The organism is Methylophilus sp. DMC16, from assembly GCF_056314045.1.
In genome coordinates this window covers 1,154,229-1,170,548 of record NZ_JBQUZC010000001.1, presented here as the reverse complement: position 1 = coordinate 1,170,548, position 16,320 = coordinate 1,154,229, and the positions used below count along the sequence as shown (strand labels likewise).

Sequence of the window (16,320 nt, the reverse complement as noted above, 5' to 3'; positions counted from 1 at the left end):
AGCGTGCGCAGTGTTGTTTTGATGCTGACAATGGCTGTCATTTTGATCAATTGCCAGAATGTTACAAGCAGTTAACATTCTGGAGGAGGGAGTGCATTATAATCAAATCAAAAGAATGCCTCGCGGCCAGTGGTTAATACCGGCCCATTCCCCGATTTTCGTTTTATTGCCCAAATTTGATTTATTAAATAGAGCCTACACATCATGTTAGAAGCATACGACACCCACGTAAAAGAGCGCGCTGCGCAAAACCTTCCTCCCTTACCCCTGAACGCTGAGCAAGTGGCCGCGCTGGTTGAGTTACTCAAGTCTCCTCCAGCCGGGCAGGAAGCCTTGCTGGTGCATCTGCTTGAAAACCGCATTCCGGCCGGTGTAGACCAGGCGGCGTACGTCAAAGCGGCCTTTTTGGCCGATATTGCCAATGGCAAGGCCAGCTCACCCTTGGTCAGCGCTGAAAAAGCCGTTGAGCTGCTGGGGACCATGCTGGGTGGCTATAACGTGCAGGCGCTGGTGGCTTTACTGGATACGCCCATGGCGGCGCATGCCGTGAAGGCCTTGTCCACGACCATCCTCATGTTTGATGCCTTCCACGATGTGGATGCCAAAATGAAGGCGGGTAACACGCATGCCAAAACATTGATGCAAGCCTGGGCAGAGGCACAATGGTTTACCAGCAAACCAGCGCTCAAAGATGAGATCAAAGTGGTGGTGTTCAAGCTGGATGGTGAAACCAACACTGATGACCTGAGCCCGGCGCAAGATGCCTGGAGCCGTCCCGATATCCCGTTACACGCCAAGGCGATGCTGGTCAACCGTATGTCTGATGGCCTCAAAGTGATTGAGGAACTGAAGCAAAAAGGTCTGCCATTGGCTTATGTAGGCGATGTGGTCGGGACAGGTTCTTCACGCAAATCTGCCATCAACTCTGTGCAATGGTGGATGGGCGACGATATTCCGTTTATCCCGAACAAGCGCACCGGTGGCGTGGTCATTGGCAGCAAGATTGCGCCTATCTTCTTTAACACGGCTGAAGACTCTGGTGCCTTGCCGATTCAATGTGATGTCTCCAAACTGAATACGGGTGATGTGATTGTGATTAAGCCGTTTGAAGGCAAAGTGTTGTCTGAAGCGGGCGAGGTTCTGGCCACATTTGAAATGAACCCGGTTACCCTGGCGGATGAAGTGCGCGCCGGTGGCCGCATTCCGCTGATTATTGGCCGCGGCCTGACTTCAAATGCCCGCAAAGCGCTGGGCTTGGGTGAGACTGATCTCTTTATTAAAGCGGTACCTGCCAAAGATACTGGCAAAGGCTATACGCTGGCGCAAAAAATGGTGGGACGTGCGTGTGGCCTGCCTGAAGGCATGGGCGTACGACCAGGAACCTATTGCGAACCTAAAGCCACCACCGTCGGCTCTCAGGATACGACAGGCGGCATGACGCGTGACGAGCTCAAAGAGCTGGCGTGTCTGGGCTTTAGCGCCGATCTGGTGATGCAGAGCTTCTGCCATACCGCGGCCTATCCAAAGCCGGTTGATATCAAGTTGCAGCACGAGCTACCAGAGTTTATGTCCAGCCGTGGCGGTGTCAGCCTGCGCGCTGGCGATGGCGTCATCCACTCCTGGCTCAACCGTATGATTCTGCCGGATACCGTGGGTACGGGCGGTGATTCGCATACCCGTTTCCCGATTGGCATCAGCTTCCCGGCCGGGTCTGGTCTGGTGGCTTTTGCCGCAGCAACCGGGGCGATGCCACTGGATATGCCTGAGTCGGTCTTGGTGCGCTTTAAGGGCGAAATGCAGCCTGGCATTACGCTGCGCGACCTGGTGAATGCGATTCCTTATGCCGCCATCCAGGAAGGCACATTGACCGTAGGCAAACAAGGCAAGAAAAACGTGTTTAACGGCCGTGTGCTTGAAATTGAAGGCTTGCCAGATCTCAAAGTTGAGCAGGCATTTGAGCTGGCGGATGCATCGGCTGAGCGTTCCGCCAACGGTTGTACAGTGCTGCTGAACAAAGAACCGGTGATTGAATTCCTCAATTCCAATATCGTGTTGATGCAGAACATGATCGAAAACGGTTATGCAGATGCACGCACGCTGGAGCGCCGGATTGCCAGCATGAAGGCCTGGCTGGAAAAACCGGAGCTGTTGCAGCCTGACAGTGATGCCGAATACGCCCATGTGATTGAGATTGATCTTAACGAAATTAAAGAGCCATTGGTAGCCTGCCCGAATGACCCGGATGACATCAAACCGTTGTCAGCCGTGGTGGGGGACAAGATTGATGAGGTGTTTATCGGTAGCTGCATGACCAATATTGGCCATTACCGTGCTGCGGGCAAGGTGCTCGAAGGCGCAGGTGGCATCCCAACCCGCTTGTGGATTGCCCCACCGACCCGCATGGACGAAGCACAGCTACGTGCCGAGGGGGTTTATTCCACCTTTGGGGTGGCCGGGGCCCGTACCGAAGTGCCAGGCTGCTCGCTTTGCATGGGTAACCAGGCGCGCGTGGCGGACAAGGCCACCGTGTTCTCGACCTCTACCCGTAACTTTGATAACCGTATGGGCAAGGATGCTCGCGTCTATCTGGGCTCTGCCGAGCTGGCGGCAGTGTGCGCCAAGCTGGGGCGCATGCCGACCATGCAGGAATATATGGACACCTTGGGCAGCAAACTGACCAATACTGCCGAGATATACAAATATCTTAACTTCAACCAGATGACGCAGTATGCCGCCTCACTGGAAAACAGTAAAAAGATTATTCCGATCAAAGAAACGGCATAAGGGCTTAATCTTCAAGTACAACAAGGGGGCGCAAGCCCCCTTTGTTTTTTATCAGCCTCGTTCTTTTGTTTTCTGCTGTTGTTTTTCCAGCCGCACATTTGCTTGCAACTGTAAAAGCGGTAACGGTGATATTCGCAGGTGATCTGTTTTGATTATGATGTATTGGCTGTAAGCAATGATGGCTGCGGCTAGCACAGCCATTCATTGGTTTAACAGGTTGCCAATATCCAAGGAGAAACCCATGAAATCGTGCGAACAAACACTGCCTTACCTCCCTCAAAAACGCTTGCTTGCTCATGATTACGGCCAGGTGTACTGCCGTTATGATGAAAAATCGCAGGCACTGTGGACTTATCTTTCGCAGCCGCAACGGATTCCGTGCATCAATCACGCCTTGTTGCTGGACTTGCATGCGCACCACAATGATATCGAACGCAGTGGCGGTTATGTTGAAGCCGCGAACGGGGCGTCATTGCCAATCCGCTATTCGGTATTTGCCTCTGCCACGCCCGGCTATTTTAATATGGGTGGCGATCTGCAAAAGATGGCTGCTGCCATCCGCCAACAGGACCGGGCGCAACTGGAGGCCTATGCCAGACTCAGTATAGATGTGGTGGCACAACGCGCTTTCCGCTTTCAACTGGCCAATGTCACCAAAATTTCACTGCTGCAAGGTGAGGTGTTGGGGGCAGGCATAGAAGCGGCCTTAACCAGTGATGTGTTGATCGCAGAGCGACAGGCTGTGTTTTGCTTTCCCGAGCTATTCTTCAATATGATTCCAGGCATGGGCGCTTACAGCCTGATTGCACGCAAAGCAGGCATGGCAGTGGCTGACAAGATGATTTTGGGGTGCGAGCGCTATAGCGCGGAAGAGTGCCTGCAAATGGGGTTGATCGATATGGTGGTCGAGCAAGGGGACGGCGAGCAGGCCGTACGCACCTTTATCGATAAAAACAATAAACATGCCGCAGGGTTTTTATCCGCACAAAAAGCCAAGGAAAAAATTCATCCGCTAAGCTATGATGAATTGACGGCGATTGTGCAGCTTTGGGTTGAAAATGCCTTGCAACTCAGTGAGCGCGACTTGAAAGTGATGGACCGTTTTTATCGTGCGCAGTCACGCTTGTTTCAGCCTGTGCCTGCAGATCAGCAGAGAGAAGCTGTGCTGACACCGTCTACTGAAAGTGAGGCGTTCTTCGTGCATGACCGCGTTGTGAACCAGTAAGCGTGTGCTTGATATTTGGGGATGCCTGGCGCTTGCACTAGCTATTTTTTTGACCGCTTGGATGAAAGCTTGTCTCGCTGTTGCATAAGCTGGCCACGGGTTTCTTCGTAGCAGTCTGCAACTGCCTGATATAGCAGGGAAATGGTCGAGGCATCCTTCATGTTTAAGCCCAGCAGGCGACGACTGTGCTTGCTCAATGGAATCAGACCCATGTTGGCGGATTCCCCAGCCAGGCTGTGCGCCAGGGTATGAACTTGTGCAAAGTTGAGGTCCATGCATTGCTTGCCTAAGTCGCGGACCAGGTCATCTGTTGTCTCTATAAACTCGCGGATAAGTTTGTTTAAAAACGCCTCGCTGCCACCGAGCTTGAGCAAGTGCGCCATACGGTCCTGATCCAGCAGCGGCTCGGTCATCGGTGCAATGGTCGGGATACTTTCTGCGGTTGCCGTGGGATGCGCATCTGCTGGCGATTGCGCTTTGCCACGTTTTTTCGAAGCGGCTGTGGTGACGGCAAGCGCCTCTGCGCCTGCTTGCGTGTCCAGCGTGCTTGTAATGGCTTCCACCAGGGTTTGAATCTGGCGCGACACCACTGGCTTGGTCAATACCTGATAGACCCCGGCGCGCAAACAGCGATCCTGTGTGGCTTTGGTGGCATCGGCGGTGAGGATCACGGTACGGATAGGCTGACTGCCCGGCAAGGCATGATAGATCCTGAACACCTCCAGGCCATTCATTTCTGGCATGTTGTAATCCAGGATCATCAGGTCAAACTGATGCTGCTCCAGCATATCAAGCGCGGCATCACCGTTGTCTACGGATTTCACCACACAGTGCATTCTTTGCAGGGTCTCATTGAGGATCATCCGGTTGACCACATTATCATCTGCAATCAGCACACGGATTTTTTTGCGGAATCGGGTGTGGCTGCTTAATGGCACCACATTGGAGGCATTATCCAGGTTGATTTCGGTGCTCCGGTCAACACTGGGCGCGATTGCGTGGGTCAGGGGCAAGCTGACCTCAAACACTGTGCCTACATTTTCCTTGCTGCTCACGCTAATGCTGCCACCCATGACCTCAACCAGTTGCTTGGCAATCGTCGTACCCAAGCCCGTGCCGCCATAACGCCGGGTGATGCTGCTATCGGCCTGGGTGAAACTGTCAAAAATAAAAGGCAAGGCCTCTGCCTTGATGCCGATGCCGCTATCCTGAATGCGGAAACATAACAGGCTGCGGTTGGCATACTGTTCCAGGACACTGACCGTGATCTCGACGCCACCGTGCTGCGTGAATTTAATCGCGTTGGCGATCAAATTGGTCAATATCTGCTCCAGATGATGCATGCTGCCAGAAAAGTGCCGTTCCGCTTCATTGGCGAGATTGAACTTCAACCAGAGTTGCTTGCGCTCCACTTCAAGTTGAAACACGAGGTGCAAGCGGTTGATCAAGTCGGGCAGGTAAAAAGCAATCTCTTCGAGATCGACTTTACCTTTTTCAATCTTGCTGATATCGAGCACGTCATTGATGAGCTTTTTCAGGCTGCTGGCTGAGGCTCCAACCATATTCAAGAATTCGGCTTGTTTGCGGTCAAGCTTGGTCTGTGCCAGCAGTTCACTGGCGCCAATAATGCCATTGAGCGGTGTGCGCATTTCATGGCTGATATTCGACAGAAAGTTTGTCTTTGCCTCGCTGGCCTGGTCAGCCTCTTTGGTGGCTTTTTCCAGGCTCACCAGCAACCGTAGGGCATGCGGTGGAATCAGTAACAGCGTCAGCAAAAAGCCATAAGCCAGATGCTGGTGTTCTATCCAATAAGGGTTTAAATACAAGGTTAGACTAAAGCCCACCAGACTTAGCATATAGCAGCCTTTGAAAAACTTGGTGCCATAACGCAAGCCATAGCCAATAATCAGCCACAGATAAATGCCGATAAATACGCCGGCCATCGCCCCCGAGATCATTTGCTCTAGCGAGGTGGCAGTGATGTCCATCACCATGGCGGTCCATTGCCGTTTTTCGTTTTTGGCCGGGTTGCGCAAGATGTTATACAACATCAGAAAACCAAAGCCCAGATAAATCAGACACAACAATACGGGTTCATAGCTGCTGCGATTAATCAGCAAGTAAAGCGTAATCATGCTGACAAAAAGCACGCGGATCAGTGCCTGCTCAGTTTCATAACTGACAGATTTGATCTCGCTTACTTTGTACACCAACTGCTTTACTAGGGTTCGCATGTTTGATGGGATATCAGGGTATTAGCCAATGATTAGTGAGAGAAAAACTTAACTTTATTGATAGTTAACGGCTTTTTCTTAAGATAACTTAAAGTTTAACAGGCAAGGTTTGATTATCAAAGTAAGTTTACTTTTCAAACGCGCAAAATAAGATTGTGTTTCGTGCAGCGCATGCGCAAAATACCGCCCTGATACAAAACGCTGCCTGATGACAGATGTGGAAAGTGTAATGAATGATGACTGATCAAGCGCCAGCCCTTTCAAGATGGTCACGTTGGCTCGCCCGTAGCCGCATGGCGCTGCCGATCGTGTTTTTTATCGGCGGCTTTGTCTGGGACGCGATTACCATAGGCAAAAAAGTCGCCATGTCCGACATGATCATTTTTGCCTTGTATTTGCTGGTGGCCGCTATTCTCATGTACCAGTTGGCCGAACCTTCTTCTTCCATCCGGCGGCTAGGCGAGCGGCTGTTGAGCTTCCAATGGGTACAGCACAAAGTCACGCGCTGGCCAGTGCACGATTGGCCATACTGGGTATTACAATTTTTGTTTGGCAGCCTGTTAAGCGCTCTGTTTATTCTGTACTTCAAAAGCTCCAGCGAGGGCGTGGCCTGGATTATTACCCTGGTGTTGGGCGCGTTGCTGGTCGCCAACGAGTTTCTTGAGAGTGAATACCGGCGCCTGAGCTTGTGCTGGAGCATGTTCGGCCTGTGTTCCATCCTCTGGTGTAACTTTGCCTTTCCCTTTTTGTTTGGCAGCGTGCATGCGGCTTGGTTTTACCTGAGTACCTTGCTCGGGGCGACCATCACTTATGTGCTTTACCAGCGCGCGCCGCATCATAGAGGCCGAATCTGGCCAGTGTGGGCAATCGCCGGGTTACTCATGCTGGCTTACCAGCAAGACATGATTCCGCCTGTGCCGTTGGTCAAGCAAGCCGTGGTGGTAGCCTACGATCTGGAAAAGTCACCACAAGGCTACTGGATGACGGTGGAAAAGTCGCCCTGGTGGCAGTTTTGGCGGGTGGATACCGACCATTTTTACTTGCAGCCCGGTCAACGGCTGGTATGCTTTTCTGCCATTTTTGCGCCACAAGGCCTCAAAACCCATCTGCTGCATGATTGGCAGAAAAAACAGGGCGACCAGTGGGTGAGTGTCTCTACCCCGGGGTTTTCATTGACAGGCGGACGTGACAGCGGTTATCGCGGCTATACCTATAAAACCAATCTCACGCCAGGCGAGTGGCGGGTGCGTATCCAGACTGGCAACCGGCAAACCATCGCCAGCCATCAATTTACCGTCACGCTTGGGCAGGGCAGGGATACGCATAAACGCATCCGTATCCGCTATTAGTGGCATGAGTGTTTGCCCATTCCAGCTCGCCTAATAAAGCCCAGTCTAGCGCTGTTTGCCTTCGCAACTGGCCTGCGCGCCTGCATCTTGCGCTAACACTTGTGCCAGCCACGGCAGGTGTGGCTCTACCGATTGCCGCAAGGTCCACGGCGGGTTAATCACCCACATGCCACTGCCATACATGCCAAAGCCATCGGCTGAAGGTTGTTCTACATCCAGCGTCACATGCAAAAAGTCCGTCTCCAGGCGGCGCAGCTTGTCTATCATCTGCTGCGGTTCTGGGCGTTGTAAGCGGGGGTACCAGATTAAATAAGTGCCTGTGGCAAAGCGTTTTAGGCTGTCTTTAATACAATCCACCACGCGTGAGTAATCATCTTTGACTTCATAAGGCGGATCAATCAGCACGATGCCACGTTTGGTCGGTGGCGGCAGGCAAGCCTTGATGCCCTCAAAGCCGTCTTTTTGCTGAATCGCGATTTGCCGTTTTTGTGATGCAAATTGCTGTTCCAGCAAAGCCGCATCGGCCGGGTGTAGCTCAAACAAGCGTAATTTATCCACCGGGTTGATTAGGTGGCTGGCGAGCCAAGGTGAGCCCGGGTAAAGCATGGGCTGATCTTTATTTGCTGCGGCAATAGCCTCCAGATAGATTTGAAACGGCTCAGGCGCCTGGCTTTGCTGCAAACGCAAAATGCCATCCACGTATTCCGCTGTTTTATTCGCTACGCTACTGTCCAGGCGATACAGTCCGGCCCCGGCATGGGTATCAACCACCCAATAAGGCTTATCCTTCTGATTAAAATAATCCAGCACCAGGCTGAACATCCAGTGTTTTAAAACGTCGGCATGGTTGCCAGCATGAAAGGCGTGTCGGTAACTTAACATGATGATTTTCTCTACAAGCCAGCATTATCCCAGATTTTTCATTAGAGACTGTTTTATGTCAGAAAGTCGATAGGGTGCTTTTATAAAATCAAGTGACTTATGTTTAGAATGCATGGGCTAGACAAGGCGCGATTAAAAAAATCTGACGCAGCATATAAGTAATATGTAAGGAAGCGTTTTTGCGAGCATTCGTTTTGCGAATTGCCTGCTTAACCCACTATATGAGCAACGCCGTATCGCGACGTAAATTGAATTTATAGAAGTGCCCTATTGTGAAAAGCAGCTAATTTGCATTAGCATGCCATCATGAAACCTAGCCATACACCTCACGAACATTCTCACTCTTCTGGTCGCTGCCCTTATGGTCACGATCACGCAGATAATCACGGGCATGATCATAGCCACGAACACGCGCATAGCCATGATGATCACGAGCACGGTAACCCGTTTTGGCTGCCATTTCTCGCCATTTCCGTCTTTACCGTGGTCGAGTTTGTCGGTGGCTGGTGGACACAATCCCTCGCCTTGCTCAGTGACGCCTGGCATATGCTGTTTGATGTGCTGGCACTAGGCCTCGCGATGTGGGCAGCACAGCAGGCACGCAGCGGGCACCCAGCCTCCAAGCAAACCGAGCGCCGCGTCTCCATGATCAACGCCGTCTCCATGCTGCTAGTCACCGGCTGGATTGTGTACGAAGCCATCGAGCGCTTGCAAAATCCGCGGCCAGTCGCAGGCGGCTATGCCAGCATCATTGCCCTGGTAGGCTTATTGGTTAACATCGTTGTTGCAAAACACATGCATCATCAGCAACACCATCACGGCGGTGATGAAAACTTAAACCACCGTGCCGCCTTCCTGCATGTGCTAGGCGACTTGCTCGGCTCGGTTACCGCCGTGGTCGCAGGGGTAGTTATATACTTTACCGGCTGGATGAGCATAGACCCCATCCTCTCTATCCTGATTTCAGTACTGCTGCTGGTGGTCACGCTCAACCTTATCCGCGATATTCTCCGCGGCGGCGCAGGTCATCACCACTAGTTTAAAGATCATTTAACCAACCACAAAAGGAGTGTCAATATGCCTTATGTCAATGTGAAACTAGCAGGCTCAGTCACCAAAGAGCAGAAAAAACAAATCGCCAAAGAGATCACTGAAACCCTGCAAAAGCACGCGCATAAACCAGCGAATTACACCTATATCGTGTTTGAAGAGGTGGAGTATGAGGATTGGGCGATAGGTGGGGAGCTTTTAGGGTAACTAGCGTTATTGACCAGGTGTGTTTTGTTATTGATTTAATAAAATTTTGTTACTTATGATTATTAAATTTATAAATATAAGCAAAGGGTTATTGAAAATGATGGTTGATGGTAACAATAGCTCTGCCTCAGGATATACACCGATTTCGGTGTCTACATTACGTTAGGGCCATTTAGATGCTCCGAATTCTTATCATTCTTCTATGCTCAATCCTTTTAGCCTCTTGCGCGTCAAGCCCTTACAAAAAAGCTGATTTATCAATGTATGGCGGTAGAGTCGGTTATCTGGAAAAAGAGATTGAGCCAAAAACTTTTGTTATAGAGTATTCACACATCGGTGGCTATGATTACGACCTAGAGAAAAACAAAGAATATTGGAAGCGCAGAGCGTCTGAACTATGTCCAAATGGTTACGATGGTTCTCTCGAAGTAATTCATCCCGCAGAAGCAAAGATAGAAGAGTTCGTCTGCCCGCAACGGTTCTGTTCCAAGTACCCATTAGTTTCGGGTACTATCAAGTGCAAAAGTTAAAAATAACAACTATCCCTAACCCATCATTCAAGCGGGACGCCTAACGGCGCCCCTTAATTCAAACGTTAGCAATATTGAATCAGACAATATGAAAAAATATCTAATGAGTTTATCTTTTATCTTATGTTCATGTGCAGGGTTAGGTCCAGCTCCCGAAGCCTCAATTGCTAGCGTAAATAGCGACTTAAAACAATCTAAATTATGTTGCAATAAACTTTCAGATATAACCTTTGAAACTTTTCAGTTCATGAAACCTGAGACTTTTAGAGTAGATAAAACTAATGGAGCTTATAGTTTCAGTTCAGGAAAAAGTTTTTATAAAGCCATCAATTTAAAACAGATTGATGGAAATAAGACCTTAGTGCTCAGAAGTTACTTTATTCGTGGCGGGCAACATTATTTTAAACAAGGCTATGTGTTTAAACCAATAGTCTATATTTTAGATAATAAGCTAAATATTATAAGGACTATATCTCCTGATATATTTACTTTTCATCATGCGGAGTCATTTGGAGAAAATAATCGTTTGGAAGGTGAGTTTACTGTCAACTCTGATGTTGATAAGTTTTTGATTATTTCCACAACTAATGCCGAGTTAGCCTCCACGACTGAAGCAACTATAGTTCAAGGCTCAGTGTACGGTGAGTTTCGAAATACTTATCAAATTGCTCACTCTCCAGTAGGTAGTTTGAAATTAGAAATCAAATAGCTATGCTAACCCATCATTCAAGTGGGACGCCTAACGGCGCCCCTTAATTCAAACTACAAGGGCTTCCACATTTTTAGCAATAGTCATCTGCAAGATTTTTGTGTATTTGATTTTTCAGCGCATAAATATCCTTTTGCTGTAGCCAGTGTTAAGCGAGAAGGTGAAGGACTGCGGTACTACAACCGGTCATATTGGGCATGATTGGCCCGGACCCTGATGAAAGACGCGCGCCGGGGCCTCATTCGTTAGTCGGGAATATACGCTCCCCTAGAATTAAACAGGCACACCCGGCGCGGGTCCAACCCGCTACACATCAACGCTGGCAGTTCAGCTGTGATTCAATGTTCAATCGTTATTCAATCTGTTTTTAAACGTCATTCTGTTTTGCCTTAAACAGCCTTTGAATAGAGTTTAAAGTCATCCCCATATTTAAGCGCAGCCCAAACCAGTCTCAGGTTTTTGGCTGCAATTGCAATCGCCGCTTTCCAGTAACCTCTACGTTCCACCAGGCTGCGCACCCAACAGCTGAACCTGTCCTGTTTATCCCCCACACTCACCATCACCGCCCGTGCGCCCATCACCAGCAAGCTGCGCAGATAGGCATCCCCCGCTTTGGTAATCCGGCCTAGCCGGGGTTTGCCTCCACTGCTGTATTGGCCCGGCACCAACCCCACCCAAGCAGCTAACTGTCGGCCACTCTCAAAGTCATGCCCATTGCCCAGACTCGCTACCAAAGCACTGGCGGTGATGTACCCAATACCTGGAATCTGCATCAAACGCAGGCTGCGATCATCCTGTTTTGCGGCACGCTGAATCAAGGCGTCATAGGCGGTAATCCGTTCATCTAACGCATCCGCATGTGTCAGCAAATCCAGCACACAGCATCTAGCCAGGTCAGGCAAGGTATCAAGATGCAAATCAATCTCCCGGCGCAATCGCTCTAACTTCTGCGGCAGCACAACACCAAACTCGGCAATCAGGCCTCGTAAACGGTTGTAACAGGCGGTACGCTCCTCCACAAATCCCTGACGGGTTCTATGGATGGACAATAGTGCTTGCTGATGAGTATCTTTGACTGGCACAAAGCGCATATTGGGTCTGGTAACGGCCTCACAAATGGCGGCGGCATCTGCAGCATCGTTTTTACCGCGCTTGCCAGACATGCGATAAGGCGCAACAAACTTGGGCGCCATGAGCCGCACGATATGTCCATGCTGACTAAACACTCTTGCCCAGTGGTGTGCGCCTGTACAAGCCTCCACACCAATGAGGCAAGGCGGTAAGTTGGCGACAATGGAGAGCAGTTGATCTCGTGCCACGCGTGGCTTAATTCAAACCGCATGACCTTGGTTGTCAACGCCGTGCAAAGCGAATATATTCTTGGCTAAATCAATACCGAGTGTGACAATATTCATGGACTTCCCCTATCAATGGCGTGATGAAGTGTGGAAACTAAATCATTGCAGTTTTAACTGCTTGCGGCTTCCGCCGCAACCTCGGGACGGGGAAGTCCCTTTCATTCGGTATGCGCCATGAGAATTTTATTACTCACACTTTCATTGCTGTACTCACTCGTTGCTGGTGCCCAAAACATGAGTACGCCCAAGGCTGAGTGCGAAAATCTCATGAACACGGCACTCCCATTCGCAGAGCAAATGCTCCAGAAGCATGGTGAGTTCTTTCCATACGGTGCTGCTCTAAAAGAAAATGGCGAAATCGCGAGCGTGGAAGGCTACGACGGTCGCGAACTACCGCCATCGAGCGACATCATCCGTTTGCTAAAGCAAGGTTTTGCTAAAGGTGCAAAGTCAGGAGAGTACAAAGCTACGGCATTGGTTTACGATGTGAAAGTCACATTACCGTCGTCTGGGAAAAAATCTGATGCCATAGCTGTGTCTCTCAATCACCGCGAGAACTATTCGGTAGTTGTCTTCTTTCCATACCAATTAAATAAAGGCCAACTCACCTTTGGTGAGGTTTTCGCGCAGAAGGGGGAAGCAGAGGTATTCCCATCAAAGTAAGTGCATAACCTATCAGTCAAGCGGGACTGGCGAGAAAAAGCTTTTATGAAATGTTTATTAATAACGAAGGTTGAGCCAAGTTTTTCGCCAGCCCCTTACTTCAAACCCATCATTCAAGCGGGACGCCTAACGGCGCACCTATGCATAGAAGGAAACAATAAATGTACCTATGGAAAGTTGACTCGCTAGTAAAAGACTTTAAGTCGGGAAAAGTGTCACAAAAAGAAGAGTTCAAATATATGCTGATGTTTACTATATTGATGTCTGTAGCTTCAAATCAGGCTCTTTATATTGGGTCAATCTACAATTATTACGACGCCCTTAGCTCTGCTCTAGTTTTGGGAATATCCATATTTGGAGTCTATTATTGCTATAAAATTAACTCCTATGGTGATGATAGGGATTTTCTTGTAAGGGTATTCTGTATTGGGCTACCAGTATTGATACGTGTTTCAGCAGTAATGATTCCACTGTTAATTGGTAGCAAGAGTTTAGAGACATTGTTGTTAAATCCAGAGTTTCTTAATGAAGTAACAGTTGAAACAACGGTAGTAGATGTAGTTGTAATTTCTACGTCAATAGCAGCTTACTATTGGTATCTGGCAACAAAGATTAGAGCTGTATCATCAAAGAATGCATAACAAAAATTCAGCACCCAATTGACTGGTGACTTTGCACTCAAACCTGACAATAGGCTCGCGATATTTTCTCCAGCAATCTGTATTTAGCAGATGAAAAATATACCTCCTTTGTATTGAGTGCAGTCAGGCGAAGCCAGTCCGCCTATGGCGATGTTAGAATATTCATATGTTTGACCACAAGCCTATCCTCAAAAACCTTCCAAACCTGCCAGGCGTTTACCGCATGCTCAATGCGGAAAATACTGTGATCTATGTCGGCAAAGCCAAAGATTTAAAAAAACGGGTTTCGAGTTACTTTAATAAAAATCTTGCCAGTCCGCGTACCAAAATGATGGTGTCGCAGATTACCAATATCGAGACGACCGTGACGCGCTCTGAGGCAGAGGCTTTGTTGCTTGAGAATAACCTTATCAAGAGCATCATGCCGCGTTATAACGTGTTGTTTCGCGACGATAAGTCTTATCCCTATATTAGCCTCACAGGCGATGCGTTTCCGCGGCTGGCGTTCCATCGTGGCACCCAGCGTAAAGGACATCAGTATTTTGGGCCTTTCCCCAGCTCGCCTGCGGTGCGTGAGAGCATACAGTTGCTGCAAAAGGTGTTTAAGCTGCGCACCTGTGAAAACACGGTGTTTGCTAACCGGTCACGGCCTTGTCTGCAGTATCAGATTGCACGGTGTACTGCACCGTGTGTGAACCTGATTTCCCAAGAAGACTATGCGAGTGATGTTCGTCACGCAGCGCTGTTTTTGCTGGGCAAAACCAGTGAGGTGATGGATTCTTTGGCGGATGGGATGAATGCTGCAGCCGAGGCGATGGAATACGAGCAGGCGGCGGTATTGCGTGACCGCATTCAGGCCTTGCGCCAGGTGCAGGCCAAGCAGTTTGTCAGTGACTTTAGCGTGAGCGATGCGGATGTGATTGCCTGCGCCGAGATTGAGGGCCAGCACTGCATTAACCTGGTGATGATCCGTGGTGGTCGCCATTTGGGCGACAAGAGCTTTTTCCCCAAGAACGCGCAAGATGCCGAGCTGGTAGAAACGGTAGAGGCGTTTATTACCCAATATTATGTGGCGCAAAACACGCCGCCTATGCTGGTGTGCGGGGCGGATATCGACAAAACTGAATTTGAAACCATGCTCAGCGAGCAGGCTGAACGCAAAATCCGCGTGCTGACCAATGCGATTGGCGATAAAAAGGTCTGGCTCAAGATGGCGCAGACCAATGCAGAACTGGCGTTGCAACAGCGGCAGGCGACTTCGGCCAATCAGCAGGCGCGTTTGCTATCGTTGCGTGAGGCGCTTAGCCTTGCCGAGAACACCGAGCGCATTGAATGCTTTGATATCAGCCATACCATGGGTGAAGCCACAGTAGGCAGTTGCGTGGTGTTTGACCGTGGTGATATGCAAAACAGTGAATACCGCCGCTATAACGTCACTGGTATCACGCCAGGCGATGATTATGCGGCGATGCGGGATGTGCTGACCCGGCGCTATAAAAAAGTCGCTGCGGGCGAGGGAAAACGCCCTGACCTGATTTTTATTGATGGTGGCAAGGGCCAGTTGGGCGTGGCGATGGAGGTCATGCAAGAGGTCGGTCTAGACGATATTTTGCTGATTGGTATTGCCAAGGGAGAAGAGCGCAAACCGGGTCTCGAAACTATGATTTTCTCCGACACCGGCGAAATGCTGAATTTACCCGTGGATAATCCCGGCTTGCACCTGCTACAACAAATCCGCGACGAAGCGCATCGGTTTGCGATTACCGGCCACCGGGCCAAGCGCGCCAAAGCGCGCATTACCTCTAGTCTGGAAGAGATTGAAGGAGTAGGGGCCAAGCGTCGCAAAGCCTTGTTGACGCGATTTGGTGGCCTGGATGCGATAAAAAGTGCTAGCATAGACGAGATTGCACAAGTCGAAGGCATTAGCCTGGCACTGGCGCAAACCATATACGAACGATTGCATTAAGCCATTGCAACAGCCCTGAGCAAAATAACCATGTGGAATGTCCCCAATATACTCACCCTGCTACGCATCGCGATGATCCCGGTGTTTGTTGGTATCTTCTTTTTGCCCGCGAATGCCATCGCCAGCGACGGGCTGCCAGCACACTGGGTAAACCTCACCGCTGCCAGTGTGTTTATTCTGGCCTCATTCACCGACTGGCTGGATGGCTACTGGGCCCGCAAATATCACCAAATGTCCAAGTTTGGCGCGTTTCTTGACCCCGTAGCTGACAAGCTGATGGTGGCTGCCGCCTTGATTGTGCTGGTGGAGTTGCACAGGGTCGGGGCGGTGGTCGCGCTCATCATCATCGGCCGCGAAATTGCCATCAGTGCCTTGCGCGAGTGGATGGCCAGCATAGGCAAAAGTGCCAATGTTGCGGTCGCCATGGTCGGGAAAATCAAAACGGCGGCACAAATGGTCGCCATCATCCTGCTACTTTGGTTTGATCCGCTGTTTGGCATCAACATCCAGTGGCTGGGTGAATGGCTCATTGTGATCGCCGCATTGCTGACCCTGATCTCCATGGGTTACTACCTGCGCGCGGCGTGGCCGGCGATACGCGAAACCATCTAAAAAAGCAAGGCGAAAAAAGACATATTATTTTCAAAATCTTCCTTGACACCGGTCTCAAAATCATTAAAATGCCAGCTTCTTTACGACACATGACGTAAGGAAATACGCGG

At 49.9% G+C, this 16,320-nt stretch carries 12 protein-coding genes and 1 pseudogene; 10 read left to right on the top strand and 3 right to left on the bottom strand.

What is annotated here, in order from left to right:
• Positions 1 to 204: 204 nt before the first annotated feature.
• Both acnB and ACT53D_RS05620 read left to right on the top strand, forming a co-directional pair.
• Positions 205 to 2,784 carry a bifunctional aconitate hydratase 2/2-methylisocitrate dehydratase gene (acnB, locus tag ACT53D_RS05625; protein WP_379077937.1) on the top strand — a complete coding sequence of 860 codons (2,580 nt, stop codon included), beginning with the start codon at positions 205 to 207 and terminating at the stop codon, positions 2,782 to 2,784.
• A 241-nt stretch (positions 2,785 to 3,025) separates the two neighbouring features.
• Entirely contained in the window at positions 3,026 to 4,009 is a 984-nt protein-coding gene (locus ACT53D_RS05620; protein ID WP_476154959.1) for a crotonase/enoyl-CoA hydratase family protein, read from the top strand.
• A 41-nt stretch (positions 4,010 to 4,050) separates the two neighbouring features.
• On the opposite strand, the gene ACT53D_RS05615 is transcribed toward ACT53D_RS05620, so the two are convergent.
• A complete protein-coding gene (locus ACT53D_RS05615) occupies positions 4,051 to 6,243 on the bottom strand; it encodes an ATP-binding protein (protein ID WP_476154957.1) in 2,193 nt (730 codons plus the stop codon).
• A 233-nt stretch (positions 6,244 to 6,476) separates the two neighbouring features.
• Here ACT53D_RS05615 and ACT53D_RS05610 point away from each other — a divergent pair, with 233 nt between their 5' ends.
• Positions 6,477 to 7,592: a DUF2914 domain-containing protein gene (locus tag ACT53D_RS05610; RefSeq protein WP_379077928.1), complete on the top strand. Its 1,116-nt coding sequence runs from the start codon at positions 6,477 to 6,479 to the stop codon at positions 7,590 to 7,592.
• A 45-nt stretch (positions 7,593 to 7,637) separates the two neighbouring features.
• On the opposite strand, the gene ACT53D_RS05605 is transcribed toward ACT53D_RS05610, so the two are convergent.
• Entirely contained in the window at positions 7,638 to 8,474 is an 837-nt protein-coding gene (locus tag ACT53D_RS05605; RefSeq protein WP_476154954.1) for a 23S rRNA (adenine(2030)-N(6))-methyltransferase RlmJ, read from the bottom strand.
• A 306-nt stretch (positions 8,475 to 8,780) separates the two neighbouring features.
• Here ACT53D_RS05605 and ACT53D_RS05600 point away from each other — a divergent pair, with 306 nt between their 5' ends.
• From ACT53D_RS05600 to ACT53D_RS05590, 3 genes are all read left to right on the top strand, one after another.
• Positions 8,781 to 9,512 (top strand): cation diffusion facilitator family transporter, encoded by a 732-nt coding sequence (locus ACT53D_RS05600; RefSeq protein WP_476154952.1) that lies wholly within the window; start codon positions 8,781 to 8,783, stop codon positions 9,510 to 9,512.
• A gap of 39 nt (positions 9,513 to 9,551) precedes the next feature.
• Positions 9,552 to 9,731, top strand: coding sequence for a tautomerase family protein (locus ACT53D_RS05595; RefSeq protein ID WP_018985002.1), 180 nt, complete (start codon positions 9,552 to 9,554; stop codon positions 9,729 to 9,731).
• A gap of 618 nt (positions 9,732 to 10,349) precedes the next feature.
• The gene (locus ACT53D_RS05590; RefSeq protein ID WP_476154950.1) at positions 10,350 to 10,970 is read left to right on the top strand and encodes a MalM family protein; all 621 of its coding nucleotides are present in this window, start codon (positions 10,350 to 10,352) and stop codon (positions 10,968 to 10,970) included.
• 389 nt (positions 10,971 to 11,359) lie between these two features.
• On the opposite strand, the pseudogene ACT53D_RS05585 reads toward ACT53D_RS05590, so the two are convergent.
• Positions 11,360 to 12,385 (bottom strand): annotated as a pseudogene (locus ACT53D_RS05585) (IS110 family RNA-guided transposase).
• Between the two features lie 117 nt (positions 12,386 to 12,502).
• Between ACT53D_RS05585 and ACT53D_RS05580 the strand changes: the two are divergent.
• The 4 genes from ACT53D_RS05580 (at position 12,503) to pgsA (ending at position 16,210) form a co-directional block, all read left to right on the top strand.
• Positions 12,503 to 12,991, top strand: coding sequence for a hypothetical protein (locus ACT53D_RS05580; protein WP_476154948.1), 489 nt, complete (start codon positions 12,503 to 12,505; stop codon positions 12,989 to 12,991).
• A gap of 161 nt (positions 12,992 to 13,152) precedes the next feature.
• Complete coding sequence (locus tag ACT53D_RS05575; protein WP_476154946.1) at positions 13,153 to 13,632, top strand: hypothetical protein; 480 nt, start codon at positions 13,153 to 13,155, stop codon at positions 13,630 to 13,632.
• A 166-nt stretch (positions 13,633 to 13,798) separates the two neighbouring features.
• Positions 13,799 to 15,598 (top strand): excinuclease ABC subunit UvrC, encoded by a 1,800-nt coding sequence (gene uvrC, locus ACT53D_RS05570; protein ID WP_476154944.1) that lies wholly within the window; start codon positions 13,799 to 13,801, stop codon positions 15,596 to 15,598.
• Between the two features lie 30 nt (positions 15,599 to 15,628).
• A complete protein-coding gene (gene pgsA, locus ACT53D_RS05565) occupies positions 15,629 to 16,210 on the top strand; it encodes a CDP-diacylglycerol--glycerol-3-phosphate 3-phosphatidyltransferase (protein ID WP_275354884.1) in 582 nt (193 codons plus the stop codon).
• Positions 16,211 to 16,320: the final 110 nt, after the last annotated feature.